Origin of the sequence: Hafnia paralvei, from assembly GCF_020150375.1 — a bacterium.
GTDB lineage: Bacteria > Pseudomonadota > Gammaproteobacteria > Enterobacterales > Enterobacteriaceae > Hafnia > Hafnia paralvei.
Map to the genome: position 1 here is coordinate 2,605,125 of NZ_CP083737.1, position 14,967 is coordinate 2,620,091.

The 14,967-nt window shown below is 45.8% G+C and carries 17 protein-coding genes; 5 read left to right on the forward strand and 12 right to left on the reverse strand.

Annotated features, from left to right (window positions below; all coding sequences use genetic code 11):
- Positions 1 to 56: 56 nt before the first annotated feature.
- The 12 genes from K9N75_RS12350 to K9N75_RS12405 all read right to left on the reverse strand — a co-directional run bounded on the left by K9N75_RS12350 (position 57) and on the right by K9N75_RS12405 (position 7,536).
- Positions 57 to 335 carry a hypothetical protein gene (locus K9N75_RS12350; RefSeq protein ID WP_224451679.1) on the reverse strand — a complete coding sequence of 93 codons (279 nt, stop codon included), beginning with the start codon at positions 333 to 335 and terminating at the stop codon, positions 57 to 59.
- A 56-nt stretch (positions 336 to 391) separates the two neighbouring features.
- Positions 392 to 517, reverse strand: a complete 126-nt coding sequence (locus K9N75_RS22755) for a hypothetical protein (RefSeq protein WP_258557334.1) — start codon at positions 515 to 517, stop codon at positions 392 to 394.
- Positions 518 to 584: 67 nt separating this feature from the next.
- The gene (locus tag K9N75_RS12355) at positions 585 to 860 is read right to left on the reverse strand and encodes a hypothetical protein (RefSeq protein WP_115058701.1); all 276 of its coding nucleotides are present in this window, start codon (positions 858 to 860) and stop codon (positions 585 to 587) included.
- A gap of 749 nt (positions 861 to 1,609) precedes the next feature.
- Positions 1,610 to 2,176, reverse strand: coding sequence for a tyrosine-type recombinase/integrase (locus K9N75_RS12365; RefSeq protein ID WP_224451681.1), 567 nt, complete (start codon positions 2,174 to 2,176; stop codon positions 1,610 to 1,612).
- 829 nt (positions 2,177 to 3,005) lie between these two features.
- A complete protein-coding gene (locus K9N75_RS12370; RefSeq protein WP_224451682.1) occupies positions 3,006 to 4,070 on the reverse strand; it encodes a tape measure protein in 1,065 nt (354 codons plus the stop codon).
- Positions 4,063 to 4,479: a hypothetical protein gene (locus K9N75_RS12375; RefSeq protein WP_224451683.1), complete on the reverse strand. Its 417-nt coding sequence runs from the start codon at positions 4,477 to 4,479 to the stop codon at positions 4,063 to 4,065. The genes K9N75_RS12370 and K9N75_RS12375 overlap by 8 nt, the downstream gene beginning before the upstream one ends.
- Positions 4,480 to 4,483: 4 nt before the next feature.
- The gene (locus tag K9N75_RS12380; RefSeq protein ID WP_224451684.1) at positions 4,484 to 4,756 is read right to left on the reverse strand and encodes a hypothetical protein; all 273 of its coding nucleotides are present in this window, start codon (positions 4,754 to 4,756) and stop codon (positions 4,484 to 4,486) included.
- On the reverse strand, positions 4,756 to 5,154 hold the full coding sequence (locus K9N75_RS12385; protein ID WP_224451685.1) for a phiTE-211 family phage-derived protein: 399 nt from the start codon (positions 5,152 to 5,154) through the stop codon (positions 4,756 to 4,758). Before K9N75_RS12385 ends, K9N75_RS12380 begins: the two co-directional genes overlap by 1 nt.
- A 220-nt stretch (positions 5,155 to 5,374) precedes the next feature.
- A complete protein-coding gene (locus K9N75_RS12390) occupies positions 5,375 to 5,971 on the reverse strand; it encodes a hypothetical protein (protein WP_224451686.1) in 597 nt (198 codons plus the stop codon).
- Between the two features lie 78 nt (positions 5,972 to 6,049).
- Positions 6,050 to 6,919, reverse strand: coding sequence for a helix-turn-helix domain-containing protein (locus K9N75_RS12395; protein ID WP_224451687.1), 870 nt, complete (start codon positions 6,917 to 6,919; stop codon positions 6,050 to 6,052).
- Positions 6,891 to 7,100: a ribbon-helix-helix protein, CopG family gene (locus K9N75_RS12400; protein WP_224451688.1), complete on the reverse strand. Its 210-nt coding sequence runs from the start codon at positions 7,098 to 7,100 to the stop codon at positions 6,891 to 6,893. The genes K9N75_RS12395 and K9N75_RS12400 overlap by 29 nt, the downstream gene beginning before the upstream one ends.
- Positions 7,101 to 7,119: 19 nt before the next feature.
- On the reverse strand, positions 7,120 to 7,536 hold the full coding sequence (locus K9N75_RS12405; protein WP_224451689.1) for a hypothetical protein: 417 nt from the start codon (positions 7,534 to 7,536) through the stop codon (positions 7,120 to 7,122).
- Between the two features lie 319 nt (positions 7,537 to 7,855).
- On the opposite strand from K9N75_RS12405, the gene K9N75_RS12410 reads away from it, so the two are divergent.
- From K9N75_RS12410 to K9N75_RS12430, 5 genes are all read left to right on the forward strand, one after another.
- Positions 7,856 to 8,227 carry a hypothetical protein gene (locus K9N75_RS12410; protein WP_224451690.1) on the forward strand — a complete coding sequence of 124 codons (372 nt, stop codon included), beginning with the start codon at positions 7,856 to 7,858 and terminating at the stop codon, positions 8,225 to 8,227.
- Positions 8,228 to 9,313: 1,086 nt separating this feature from the next.
- Positions 9,314 to 9,673 (forward strand): hypothetical protein, encoded by a 360-nt coding sequence (locus tag K9N75_RS12415; protein WP_224451691.1) that lies wholly within the window; start codon positions 9,314 to 9,316, stop codon positions 9,671 to 9,673.
- 31 nt (positions 9,674 to 9,704) lie between these two features.
- Positions 9,705 to 10,748: a major capsid protein E gene (locus tag K9N75_RS12420; protein ID WP_224451692.1), complete on the forward strand. Its 1,044-nt coding sequence runs from the start codon at positions 9,705 to 9,707 to the stop codon at positions 10,746 to 10,748.
- An 82-nt stretch (positions 10,749 to 10,830) separates the two neighbouring features.
- Complete coding sequence (locus K9N75_RS12425; protein WP_021181264.1) at positions 10,831 to 11,034, forward strand: hypothetical protein; 204 nt, start codon at positions 10,831 to 10,833, stop codon at positions 11,032 to 11,034.
- An 876-nt stretch (positions 11,035 to 11,910) separates the two neighbouring features.
- Positions 11,911 to 14,967, forward strand: coding sequence for an autotransporter outer membrane beta-barrel domain-containing protein (locus tag K9N75_RS12430; RefSeq protein ID WP_224451693.1), 3,057 nt, complete (start codon positions 11,911 to 11,913; stop codon positions 14,965 to 14,967).

Sequence of the window (14,967 nt, forward strand, 5' to 3'; positions counted from 1 at the left end):
TAGAAGCTGGGAGATGACGCGTCACGACGACAGCACCAGACGCGCCGGTAAGACTATTAGATATGCCAGTGACTCTGCATATACTCTAGAACATCTGAAGTTATATTGTAACAATAAAAACTGTTATTCTCAGCATCCACAACTACTAGCTTATCATCATGGTCCATCGCTGCTCTCACAATATTAGCAGCCTGCTCCGCCGTATAAGTTGAATCGACATACCAGTTGGATTCTGTAACTTTTGCCCAATCGCCCAGAGATTTAATTGCTTTATATACGGCCTCATAATCTTTGGTTTTGATCAGGTCATATGTAACGAACAGATTGTTAGCCATTCTCACGTCTCCCAGAGTTCAAACTTTAAATGAAGCGCCTTTCGGCGCTTCTCATATCACTTTTTCTCTTTCTTTGGATACTTGATCGTTTCCGTAACGGTGGTTTTGGGATGTCGTTTTGCCTCGACTTCAGGCACAAACTGACCAGTAATGGCGCTACGAACAACTTTACGTTTTGACATCGGTACAGCCTCAAATTGAATTGTAGATACGAGGATGTTCAATACGTCCTCGCGGCATAGTCACATCTTATCCAACCATAGAAGACGGGTTATAGGAGGCCATCACGCCATCACGGTAGCCCATAGCATATGCCGCCTGAGGGCTTTTATGACGAACATAGCTAGCTTGGCTCTCAGGTAAGACGTCAAGGTTAACCCACGGTTGAGTACGCCGATTTAACCCTTGCTGAAAACCTTGCTCATAAGCGCAACCGCAACATTTATGACGACCAGAACCACCTTGATCTTCAGGTAGTTGAGCAAATACCGGTGAGTGCCGGTGGCTGTTGTGACAAATAGTCATTGTGTATAGCCTTAGCCCATAAGGGCACAAAAAGGTTTTACAAGGCCCGTCTATGCTGTCTACAATCCGACTTGTCGAATGTAAGAAAGTAGCGAGCTAACGGTTAGCTTTGAGTCGCCAAACTCTTAGCGGCCTTGCTTCTAGGAAAGCCGAGTTCACTATGTGGATTCGGCTTTTTTGTTATCAAGGAGTTTTAAAACACTATATGTAGTATCTGTATCTCCTTTGCATAACAAGATAATGAGAAAAAAAGGCGTTTGCAAGTGTACAAACGTGGCCTAATTTGTGGATAACTTGGGGGTGAAATGTGACATATCTTTCGCAGTGCGCGCCCTATCTGGCACGACAAGCTTGTCAATAAGCGGGATAAGAATTTCCCTACAATAAGAAAAACGTGATCGTTTGCCACTTTATCAAACGTTAGAAAATAACGGCATATTGATCTGATTTAATATTCCAAAACTCCAAGTTCGTGCCTGAAATGGATTGAACTGGTTTAAATGATAACTTGTATCACTCAGAGTCTTCTGTCTCGAACGTCTTCGCGTAAGGGCATTTCCCCTTTGTGACGTACTGGAAGCTGTGGATCGAATCCTCGTAGATGCAAAGCGTTTTGCTGTTGGATAGCTTCTCACTAGTTGGATTGCTCATAGTGATCCTTCCACCAGCATAAGCCGGTGAGCTAGTCACTACGGATACGGATACCGCCACCGCCAACAGAATGATCATTCTCATCCCAGATATAATTTTCACACCAAATCCCCCAAAGAATATTTATCAGCGAAGTTATCCACCTTGGCCTGTGTAGCGCCGATGTAATGAAGAGTAGAAGCTAGCGATTTATGGCCTAATGCCCTGCTGATCACCGCGATATCCGCCCCATCCTCATAACCAATTGTCGGCTTACTCTTCCTCATACTGTGGGTGGACAGGTTCAATCCCAACTTGTGCCCGGCGTGGCTGATCTCTTCATGCAGCTTGGAACGGCTTACCGGCTTGCCTGTGCTTCTCTTACTATCAAGCTGTAAGATGTACATATGGTAAGGGTTAGCCTCCTTACGGGCTGCTATGATGCGTTTAGCGGTATCTGTAAGACGTACACGGATCACTTTCTGCGTTTTCTGCTGGGTAATGACCACATGATCACCTGATACATCGTCATAGCGCAATTCCCGCAGGTCTGACACCCTTAGCATTAGCTCAAAACCAAGCAACCATGCATCACGGTAGATGGGATTGCCCTTCCCTTGTTTGGTTAACTCGAGAGCCACCGCCTTAACCTCTTCAATGTTCTTACAGCCGTCTACAAAATTCATCTCACGCCCTCCTAAATCCGCCAAACCCGATGAGTTAATTATTGATCAAAAACAGTGACTTGTAAATTACAAAACTAGAAAATATGACAGATATGTATTTATTAAATTAAATGCCATTAAATCGAATTAAATCGGGTTTAATAGCCGATAATGGCTATCATTTTGGCTAATTTATAAGCACGGGTGTGACTCCCCTAGTCAACTGACCTAAGCTCAAAAGAACCCCAAATTTTGGTCAAAGGTAGGCAGGGCAAGGGCTACAGCCCTATGAAATTTATTTTGCACGAGGGTACAAAAAGAGGTGTGCGTAACCAAAGGCGCTCTTCGTGCTCTTGTTTTTATTCCCCCCCAAAAATGGGCACTGGCAGGCGCACCAGAGGCCCCACAATGACCTATCTTGCTATCCAGTGGGGTATCTTACCTTGATAGGGGATAGCATCACCACGAGCTGTACGGCTCGTTGTAGCCCAAATGGGTTGTATATCGTATCCGTACTGGTAAGCGATGGGACAAGCTCTGATAACGACAGAATACTATTGTGTATTTTATAACTGATTGAAATTATGAGATTATCTGTAAATCTGGGGTGAGGTGGATTCTAGACCTGTGAAGGCGAAAGAGCGCTAAACCATTAAACAATTGATTATATTGATATTTTATAAAGATCGACTTAATGGGAATGGCCCCCGTTTACAGTGCCTAACAGATGTGCAAGTACGTTTAGACATTTTCCCACAGATGATAGGGGTGCTGGGGTGTCGAACCTGCACCATGTTACCAGCAAAAAAGAAAGGGCCTACCCTTTTACAGGTAAGCCCTAAGTTCACTGTCAATTGCTGCCTTGTAATAGCATGTTGATCTGCTGTGTCTCTCGATCATCTATCACGCCCTGCACCAGACCTTTAACAGCACCGTCAACAACTTCATCTTCGAGGTAACTTGATCCGGCTCTCGCCACAAAAACGATTGTGTTGTAAAGCAATCCAAATGCATCGGTGGCGCCCTCGATCACGTTCCCGGCTAAGTCTCCCCAGAACTTAAAAGTGTCAGCGTTGTTGTTCAGAGCGGCGGATATGAGATCGAAAGCGTTGGTAAGGGCTGACCCAAACCCACCTTCAAAGAATGCCCCCATAGATGCCTGCATAGCAGTTTTAAGGCGTTGGTAGCTAGCACGGTTGGAGTTAATAGCCTTATCCAGTGCCCCGCCGTTACGAGCCAATGCTTTGAACTCATCACCAACAGCCGGGAGTATGTCTTTAGCCAACAGTTGGCCCGTTTCCATCATCTTGAAGAGGTCTTTCTCTGTAAGGTTGGCGTTGTTCTGGGTCTTCTGTAGCGCCTTAACAAAAACGCTTACAGCACCCGGGATGGCGTCACCCAGTTGGCCTTTCAATTCTTCGGCCTGCACAGTGCCTTTAGAATACATCTGGTTAAGGGCTTTCAGTGCACGGCTCTGATCGTCTGCTGTGGCTCCTAGTACAGTGCCATACTCGGAAACACCTTCAAATAGTGTCCGTGTTTGCTTCTGTGTAGCCTTATCAACAACGGCGGCTAGGAACTTGGTGTAATCCTTGCCTGTACCAATAAGATCCAAGCCTAAACGGTTAGCCTGATCACGTAGATATTGCATCTCTTTGGCGGCTTTATCCGCTGACCCGGTGACGGCTGTTAGCCCTGATTCCATTGATTGCAGATCTTGGCCTGTATTCATGATGGAACCACCAAGCGCCACAGTTGCCGCAATGGTGATTACTCCGCCTGCACTCTGAATAAGTGAAGTATCCAACTTGGTAACCTTGGCAGTAACCGGGAGGGTTTGGCCTTTCATTCCTACCTTGCCCTGTTTTCTCAGGTTTGCCTGCAAGGCGGAAACGGCGGCGTTGTACTCACCCACAGCAATCTTCCCGGCATGGAATTGTCGCGTAAGGTTGCCAAACTTGGGTCAACGATTCTGTACGTTGTTTACCGGTCAGGTTGTAGGAAGATGCGGCTGTATTGAATCGAATTGATTTAGCTCTAATCTGCTGAATCTTACGTTCTGCCTGAACCTGTTCACGAGCTGCTTGTTTGGCTGCTGCCGCTTCTGCTCTTGCTGCCTTGGTTCGGCGGGTATACTCGGATTGTTTGAATCGTTCTCCACCTGTTGGGCGGGTCCCGTTGGTGGTCTTACCCATCACCTTTCCGGCTTTCTCCCACTCTTTTTTGATGCTGCGGATCTGTTTTACAGTACGGACGTAACTATTATTGTCTGATTCATAGACAACCCTGTTAACCGTTTTTACGACGACGTTGTTCCCTGCCATTTGGTTACTCTCCTTTAATCTCTGAAATAGCTAAACCCACAGATGCGGCGGTCAGCTTATTGATCTTGGTCTGTGGTCGGTTCATGGTCAGATCGGTGCGGATCAGTTCTAAATCATCAAGGGTAATCAGGTGACGCTTTACAGAATCCACAATCTGAGTAGGACGCTTACCCAGTACACGAGGGAGCAACTGATCAACTTTCGGGTCTGGTTGCGTAAGGTTGAAGAGTTGGACCGGGCAAACCACATCAAAATTAATGTAGGGATTTGATTTCATTAGTTTGTACCCTTCATTTTCAGAGTTGCGAGGATGCCTTTTAGGTTGGCTTCTTGCTCTGGTGTCAAAACGGTTATCCCGGCCTTGCAGATCTCAACCTTGACCATTCGTGATTTAGATTTGGTCAGCAGTGATACAGGGCGCTGGTTGGCGCTGTAACCCTGATCCACATGACAGAGTGCAATCCCACGGGATTTGACCTTGCGGTCTTTATCCTCTGGCAGATCATCATTCAATAGGTCTTTGTTACGTTCAATCAGGGCCGCTAGAGCGTCCTGTGTGCTCTTCTCGATATCTTGGCGGGGCTTGTCTACCATTTCCGCCTCTGCGGCGTCACGGTGGGCCTGAACGTGGATTTCCACAGTTTTGATCAGGTCGGCGATTGATGATTTAAACATGGGTAATGCTCCTTAAAATTAGGTGAATGTTTGTGGCTTTAGCCATGCAACAGAGGTGCACCCGCCAACCAGTTCCGACAGCAGGCAATACAAACGGGCAAAGGTAATCAGATGGTTGTAGTTCTAACGGGGGATGTGGTGAATCAGTTGGTAGGCTAAGAATAGGATCACGATGTGGCGCGGACTGAATACCCTTAGCCACATATCGCAAAAGACGTGATTAATGATGTGTTGCCGATAATCTACGTTTTGTAGCTCGCTTAATCCTCTGATCCTTGTCAAAAGCGGTTTTGACAAGATTGCTGCTCTTCTCATCGGCTTTAGCCGCCTTGGTTGGTTTGTAGATCGGTGAACTTACATTCAACGGGCGGGGGCCGTTCAAGGCTTCCAATATTTCCGACCAATGGCGCATGGTGCGGGCCAGTACAGGCGAATATGGGTATTCGGTCAGGTAGCGTTCCACAGTCTTGATATTGAGGCTCATCAGTTTTGCAATCTCTGCAATGCTCTTCCCTTCCTCTTTCATCACCATGCACATAGAAACTTTGCAACCAACAGGGATCTGGAAACGCACACGTAACCTGTTGTTGAAACTCTTCTTTTGATCCAAGACGAAAGCCAGATCCGCAAATGGGAGCATGCTGCAAATATCTTCCGGTGTGTAACCCCAGATGCAGGCCCGGCGAATCCGTTCAATCTGTTGTGGCGACAGGTTCATTCCTCTAACCTTGGTCTTGTTCAGTGGCTTGCAGATCAGGCGGTTAGCCATGTTATCGATCGCGTTCTCTTCACTTGCTGAAATTACTGGATTAGTCATTGCGCCCCTCTCCCATTGTGGTATGATTAATCTGTAGAAATTTAACCTAACGAAACCTAGAAAAGTTAAAAGAATCCGTTAAAAGGCATAACCAGCCTCGTCCGCTGTCTCCTCGTCTAGGTCATAATCAAAATCACCATCTATAACGAGCTGTGCGGGCTGCTGTTCACTTTGTTTGGCGTTAAAGTGGAATGTATCGATCTCCCCCTTCAATCGCTTAGCGGCCTTTACACGGTCACCACGGCACATGTGCATAATCTCGGGCAGGTTGTATTTAACCCCGAAGTTATCCGCTATCTGTGTATACAGATCCAAATCGTCTTTAACGTCTACTGTAATCACTTCATCGCTCCTATCGTTATCACTACCATCAACAGGTAAAACAGAATCATTTGTAGCCTTCTCTTCTTTTGGTTGGACTGAATCAATTACATCGGCGATAACTGGAAGAGGATCGCAAGACTGAACATCATCCCCGCCGTTGTAGAGATCAGCATCGTTAGGTTGTTCTTCACTTTCCACAATAGAGAGCTTAGGGTTACGCTTTGCAGTTGGATGGCTTGCATTTTGTTCACTCCTCACAGCTTCTTGGATCACGTACTCGTTAAGATTGTATACGTTAGCTTTTCTTGCACGGCGTTGAACTTCATTAATAAGTCCGGCGTCAGTCATGGTCTGGACTAAGGTTTTAGCTGAACGGTCAGTGATTCCACACATGACGGCAATCTTTTCCATTGTGTAGAAAACCTTCTTATTGTCCCGCTGATAACTCAGCATCGCCATGTATACCAACTTCATGTTTCCGGTCAACTTGATGCCGTTAACTTCAGTAGCGTGGAGGATGTACTGGTCAACCTTGATAAAGTCGCTGCGTTTGTACGTCTCGGAGACTGTGGTTGAAACTGTAACTACTGGTGAATTATTTACTGCTTGTGGTGCTGTGGTCATTACTTGTTTCTCCTGAAACTAGGTACAAGGCTACTGCCTCGCGGATCAATGATTGAACAGAGCGGCCTTCCGCCTCTGCTTTCGCCTCAAGGCGAGCCTTTAATTCTTTGTTAAATGTCACATCGCGTGATTGGCGCTTGTCGCGCCGTTCGGCTTCACGCCGATCAGCTAAATATCTCATTTCTTCCCCCTATTCTTAGTTATTGACGGGCGATTGATTCGCCGACTAGTTGCTCGAATTCTCCAGCCTTCTCGAGGCTCCACATGGTAAATAAATCACTGGTTGTAACTTCAATTCCGCGTGCAGAGTAGAAGCTTTGCCAAGCGACCAACGTGTCAGTCAGGATGGTTGAGCCGTTCCACATATCCAGAGTCAGACGTAGTTTTAATTTCTCTTCCATTGTCATTGGTTCGGCCCGGTCTGCCAGTCTCAACGCTTGAGCTGTAAAGTTCGGATATTGATCAACCTCTTGGCTCATCGCCTCTACAATGTTTTCCGCTAAGTCGTGGCGACCTTGACGGCGGAATCGACTAGCCTGCTGCTGCAAACTTCGTTTTGTTACATCGCCATTCGCCAAACGGCGGGCCACGGCGGATACAGAATATTTATCACTCATTGCTTGCAATCTCCTCTGGATATGGTATGCTAATATTGATGAACTATATTTAATTGAATCTCAATCAACAGTGATCATTTTACCATACATTGTTGCATCTGTCAACAAAAATTGAAATTTATTCTTGACTTCTTGCCATAAATGGTCATCAAAGAATTACGAGCGATATTAGCGAGTGATTAATTGATGATCATTTATAAAGATCAGGGGTTAGCGTAGCGTCTACGAGCAGGAGCGAGTAGAGATCATAAGTAAGAGTCTTCTGTCTAAAAAACTCCACACAGGTAAGCTCTGAGAAGATCAGCGTGGAACGCACTCTGTGGGATATTCTGGAACGTACTCTGTGTGGGTTTATCTAGAACGCGCTGAAATAGCCTCTGCGGCGCTCTCTGGTCTTGGTGGCGTGGTTGGATGGGTTAAGCTGTTTAAACGCCACTGTGGGCCGCTGTGCTCTTCCTGTGGTGTGCCTCTGTCTGTGTGGCTGGCGTATACGGTTACCGTGTGCGGTTATGCCCCCGCCGCCGCCCATGAGTCACCTTCGCATCGCTACGGTGTTGTTCCAAAGGGTCTTGCTTGCTGGAGCAAGCGCTTCCAAAGAGGCGCATCTGGAAGATGCTTACCAAGAGACAAACCAATCAACCATTATCCCTTTCAATCTCTCCCGCTCTTGACCTTGGCCCTTGTGTTCTAATGCCGTTATGGTGTTGGTGTTTTAATTAATGTTCTTATAGGGTGAAAAAATTGCACTTCATGAGGGTAGTTATGGGGAAATATTTTCACTTCATCTTTTCCGTTATGGGGAAATATTTTCACTTCATGATCTGAGTTGAAGGGTCGACTTGGCTTATTATCGACTTGGCTTATTAACTGTCTACTTGGTCAGCCTCTCAGGCGTCACTTTGGAAACCTCCCCAACTTTGGAAACCTGCCAGTGTGGAATCCTCCAACCTTTGGATCATCCTCTGGCACTTCTCATCCACCAATACACACCTTGATGATTAAGTCAACACATTATGCAGAATTTACTTGTAATTTGCTGATAAATTAGGTAAAATAGATACATAGACTGAGAGAAAAAACCTTCACCTGTGACGCACTCTACGTTTATATCTCCTTATCGGTGGATTACGGAACATAGCTTTAGCCAGTGAAAATCCGGGGATGTAGGCGGGGTCTCCTCCCGCCGGACATCCTTAAGCATTATCGAGCATAGTGTTTAAGGATGTTTGCCCCTACGCAAGGCGAATATCTCCTAATAGACAAGGTTCCCGGGCCATCGCTGGCCCGCCCTTTCTTTTGTTTACTCCGCATCACGAGTGACCACAAGAAAGGGTATCGAATTATCACGGTATCAAATTACCCACCGTTTTCTGTTGTGTGTCTTTGCTGGTCACTTCCCCACGGTAGCGGTGAGGGCACTCAACAGAAATTCAATCTCCCAAAAGTAAATCTCCCTTTTCTTTTTATGTTCCAAGACAAGCCCACATGCCCGCTCTTCTCCGAGTGTTGCCAGCCAGCTAGGCGTGTGGGTTTCTCTTGGCATGTCGAAAGATTGCCACCCTCCCTATGGGGATCCGTTGGTTGCGGTTGATGGTGTGATAAATCCTGTGGGCGTAAAACCCCACAGGAACCTAACTCCCCCTCCCCACAAACTACACAACGATCTTCAACCTGATTGCACTCGCAATGGCGGCACCCTGCCGCACCCTGTGGTCTCACACCCCGCAAAGGCCCGTTTTTCGTTCGGCATAACCTCAATAAATAATAAGGATCTCAAATGCAAAAGTTTGATTATCAGCCTACCACTATGGGCGACATTCTCGTTGATACCGCGTCTGACTTGTTCAGCCGTACCGAACTGAAAGGCGTCAGCCTACCGAAAGATGTTTTCGTCGGCGATATCTTGTCTAAAGACACTTTGGAACTGTTCAAAGCTGGTGACGCTAATCCTATCGTCTGTCTGTCTGACCGTTCAGCCGGTGCAGAAAAGACCATCCGAATTGTGGATCGCCACGTTGTGATCACTGATTTCCGTCTGAACGCTGCCGACGCAGCCGCCAAGAAAGAAGCACTGACCAAACTCACAGAAAGCGGCTCTATCCGTCTGGCAACCAACGCTGATTTTTACAAAGCGTAATCAACCCAATTTTTAGAAGGAATTAATCAAGATGGCTAAGACTGTAAAAGACTTGAAACGCGATTATGAAGGCTATGACTTTGTGGCACCGTTCAAAGAAGAACGTTCAGGCAACTTCCTGCTTCAGGAGCTAGACCTGTTCGCTACATCGCCAAGCAAATCCCCGAGCGCACGCGTTGCGGATATTGTGGAAAGTGAAGCTAAAGAGTTAGAACAGAATGACAGATACGGCACCGATACCAACGCCGTTGTTATTGACAAGGCGACCATGTACGAAGCGGAGCTTCCAGTGGTTCACCAAACCGCAAGCATCCGTCCGCACGACTGGCAAGGCAAAATCAGCGCTATCGATGGCAAGGAAATGACCATTGAAGAATGTATCGCTGCTAGGGCGGATCGTTTCAATATCGATTACAAAGAGCGTGTTGAGAAAGATCTATCTATGGCAATCTTCCAAGGTAAGGCCGAGGCGATTTTTACCGATGCGGGAAACGTGGACTTCTCTGCCGTCACCGGTAAATCACCGATCAGCCAAGAAATTGACTTTGGTGCTCTGAATACCAACGAACTGACCACCCAGTTTAACAAGGCACGTCGTGCCTTGAACCGGGAACTGCGTGGCGCTCGTAGCTTCGTAGAGGGTCTGGTGGTATTCGCTGGCGCTGAGTTGTACGACTCTATCCGCACCAACGCCTACAACCGCGAACTGACTCAGTACAATGTCGCCGGTGCTCCTAAGAACGCATACACCAACCAACTGATCGCAGGCTTCGAATTCTTCGATTGGCAGAACATGCGCGTCATCCTGATCGATGACGACCGCTACGAGTTGGACGAGAAAGCCGGTCTAATGTTGCCTAAGTTCTCCCGTACTGATGTTAACCCGCTGCGTGTGATTCAAGGCCCTTGTAGCCGTCACCAAACCGTTGCACAGGGTGGTGTTCAGGCTCGCTATGGTTGGACCCGTGTCGATGACCACGGGATGATCCATATGGAACAGGAGTTTAGCCACTTGCCGCTGAACCTGCGCCCTAACATGCAAATGAAGTTGAGCATCAAAAAGAGTCAAGCTTAATTCTCTTGTGCAGATGGGGGCCTAGCGCCCCCGCTGTTGTTTCTAGGCTTCATTCATTGATACTTTTAAAGAGAGGAAAACAATGAAAATTTCAATAAATGATAGTTTGGGATTTCCGCTATTCCAGCACTTCACACCAGAAGTGATCAACCGCTCCGCGCTGTGTCGTCTGATGGGTTTTGATGAAAATCAATTCCATCGGTACGAAAAGAAGAATGGTTTTGAACGTGCCGTAAAGCACTTCAAAGAGTTGGCAAAGAAGGCGGCTAAGCCGCTGAACCCTTGAGTCGGATTCACCCCACAGGGGCAGTAAGAAGACCAAATAACAGAAAGCCCCTTCCTAACGGTTGGGGCTTTCTGTTACCTAAAATTCATCTCGACTATGTAACACATTCGGGGATACAACTTGAGCTAAAGACTGTCACACAAACCAATCTCACTCAGATTAATGATTATTTATGTGGTTGTTTTTATTGATAAATTAATTTAAATATTGCGCCTTCACAGGCGTCGTGGGGTATTGTGGATGTATCTGAAATTCAAAAAGTTAATTGAATTTTAACGCGGCATTATACACGAAAACCTCAGAATGTCCGAGCTCTATACTCTTTTATCCTGCCGAAAAGGGAATAAATGAGCCTATTTTTCCAGCGCTAAACGTTTTCCCCCAATGCCTTGGCATTGCGCTTCCTTTGGCAAGCAGTCTGGCGGATCCTCCAACGCCTCATCGGCCAACTCCCCCCAATGCATCCCGAAAACTCGCTGACAGCGGAATTAATACCACAGTACTTAATCATTAAAAAATGTATCACTAAAAATGCTCTTAGATAACTTTCAAATTATTGTTTACAACCCGTGTGCTAATCATCTCTAGGATCGTTAACCAAATAAAATCTATTTTTATTGCTGATAACAAATACCACTCTCAATAAGCACACTCTCGTTTAATAACTCTATAGAGTTATTAAACTCATTATCTATCGACGTTCAAATAATTTAGGATGATCCTTAGGAACATTCCGTATTCTTTGCTCATTATTTAAATTAGACTTGATGCGAGATACAACCATTCACAAAGGACTGTGCTACGATAATGTATAACAAATGCTTATTCTATATTGGCTCCGCCGTCATACTCTTCTCTGCTACGAGTAAAACTTCAATGGCTGCGAACGCAGTCTACTACAATGATTCAAGCACCCTATCTTCAGGTACGTGGAGCGGTAAAAATAACGGTAACATTATTGGCGGCGGCGATGGCAATAGTGGACACTTAAACCTATCAGGTACTTCAGAATATAGCGATATCTCAGCCGTCGGCTTTGATGGTGCAATAGGCACTTTAACTATTAACGAGTCATCAAAAAGCACAGGAGACATTAATTTATTTAAAGTAGGCAGTGCGACAGCATCCGAGCTCTCTTCTAACACCGATGGTACATTAAACATAGTAGGCCCGAGCACTGGAAATATTAATTTTCTGGGTCTACGCATCGGCGATACATCCGTTTATGATAGATATACTGTACGTGATAAGAGTGTTACTGGGGCGGTCAACATATTAGACGGTGCAACCGTCAATATTGGTGCAACATCTCAATCATCATGGGATGCATCAAATAACGTCATGTGGATCGGCAGCGGAAATGCAGCTAACACGGGTATACTTAATATATCAGGTGAAGGTAGTAGCCTATCTTTAATTAATAAGAAAATTGAAGAGTCATCTTATTACGATGATTCAATGGTTAATGGTGATGCCTATTTAGGCTACTTAGGTCATGCTGTAGTAAATGTAACTAACGGTGGTACTTTCACCGCGGGCAGAATTGTTGCGTCTTTCTTACGGAAAAGCGACATTGCCGATAACCTGGCAAAACTCTCCACAACAGACATCACGGTTAATGGCAAGAATAGTAAGATTGTGGTTCAGAGCCTAATGGCTTTAGCATCAAATGTCGGAGGCCGAATTTATGATATCGACTTTTCTGATTCTCTGCAGGGCGTCGGTAAGGCAACTCTTACCGTTGAAGATGGCGGAGAAGTCAACTTCGAAGGAAAATCATATATAGCTGATGACGGCTATGAAGTTGCGACGTCAGGGTTATTTCTCGCTAGCGATCAAAAATCTGACGCGACGGTTAATTTAAACCACGGCGGGACAATATCGATATCTAACAGCGTGCTTTCATCAGAAGAGGATGGGATCATAGCTGGGCTTGGAAAATATGCTTTCAACCTCAACGGCGGAACCCTACGGGTAAATAGCTGCAAATATTGCGACAATCAGCTAACGACCTCTGTTGATATGAACGTTTTATCAGTCTCATTTTTGGAGGCTGATGAAAACAAGTCTATGTCATTAAAAGGTAATTTAATTGGTGCTGGTGGCATTGTAAAAAATGGTACGGGTACTGTCATCTTGTCCGGTAAAAATAATTACCTTGGTGGGACACGTGTTGAAGCTGGAGAACTGCGCTCAGAAAATGATGATGCCTTTGTTAATAATACGGCATATATCATAAACGGCGGCATGCTCAACCAAAACTCACATGACCTCGTCATGTCTTCACTTTCCGGTGCTGGAGGCATCGCCAATGTAACGGATGCCAGCTTAATTATTAATCAGAATAATAATAGCTATTTTGCTGGAGAGTTTACCGGCTCGGGAACCATTGAAAAAATAGGAAATGCGCAGCTAGCCCTTAGCGGAGACAGCAGCAAATTTTCGGGCATTACGACTGTATCTGCAGGGAACTTAGACTCAACGAAGGCTTTAGGCGGGCATATCATCGTCAAAAAAGATGCTCTACTCTCTGCTACAGGGCTGTTGGGAGCCACTGACGTTCTTTCAGGAGCAAATCTGATAGTCGGCAGTCTGTATCAGGGAAATTCCCCTAAAATATCTACACTTACGATAGACGGTTCAATCAAGAACACAGGCAATGTCATTATCGGCGGTTTAGATAATAATCGTCAGTCAATGGTTGGCAATAGGTTAATAGTGAATGGTGATTATCACGGTGGTGGTTCACTGTATTTCAACACGGTTCTCGGTGACGATAACTCGCAGACAGATCACTTATCTATCGCTGGTGACACCAATGGCAATACAACGGTTTATGTGAAAAACGTTGGGGGAAATGGCGACTATACACAAAAAGGCATTGAGCTCATTAATGTCCTTGGCGAATCAAATGGTAATTTTGTTCAAGGAAGTCGAATTGTTGCTGGCAGTTATGATTACTTCTTACAAAGAGGTACTCACGGTAATGGTACTGATGAGAAAAGCTGGTATCTCACTAATTTCAAACCCGCCCCTATCCCTGAGCCAAAACCAGATCCCGAACCTATTCCAGATCCAGAACCCGTTCCAGATCCTAAGCCTACCCCAGAGCCTGAGCCAAACCCTCAGCCTAGGCCTAAACCAACTGTTAGGCCAGAAGCTGGCGGGTACGCTCATAATATCGCCGCAGCCAATTCCCTATTTATTCTCCGGCTGCATGATCGCCTAGGCGAGACCTACTATACCGACGTTTTCACCGGCGAACAGAAAGTCACAAGCATGTGGATGCGTCATGCCGCAGGACATACTCAATCGAGAGATTCAAGCGGCCAATTGCAAACACAAGCCAATCGCTATGTTATGCAATTAGGTGGCGATATTGCGCAATGGAGCAGAAACGAAAGTGACCGCTGGCATCTGGGGCTTATGGCTGGATATGGAAATAGCCATAATAATACTCGCTCGTCGGTTACCAACTATCGAGCTGATAGCTCTATCAGCGGTTATTCTCTCGGTGCCTATGGTACTTGGCAGCAGAATGAGGGAGAGAATACAGGCGCTTATGTCGATACTTGGGCTTTATACAACTGGTTTAATAATAAGGTAAAAGGCCAAGATCTCTCTGGAGAATCTTACCAATCCAAAGGATGGACGGCATCTGTTGAGACAGGATACACCTATAAACTCAACGAATTTACAGGTAGCCACGGTTCACTTAATTCTTGGTTTATTCAACCACAAGCTCAAATTGTTTGGATGGGGGTCACCGCCGACTCTCACACAGAGTCTAACGGAACACCTGTCTCAAGTTATGGGGATGGCAACCTTCTAACTCGCCTTGGTATTCGCTCATTTATGAAAGGTCATCATAAAATGGATGATAACAAAGGAAATGAGTTTGAACCATTCATTGAGGTGAATCGCCACGGATAA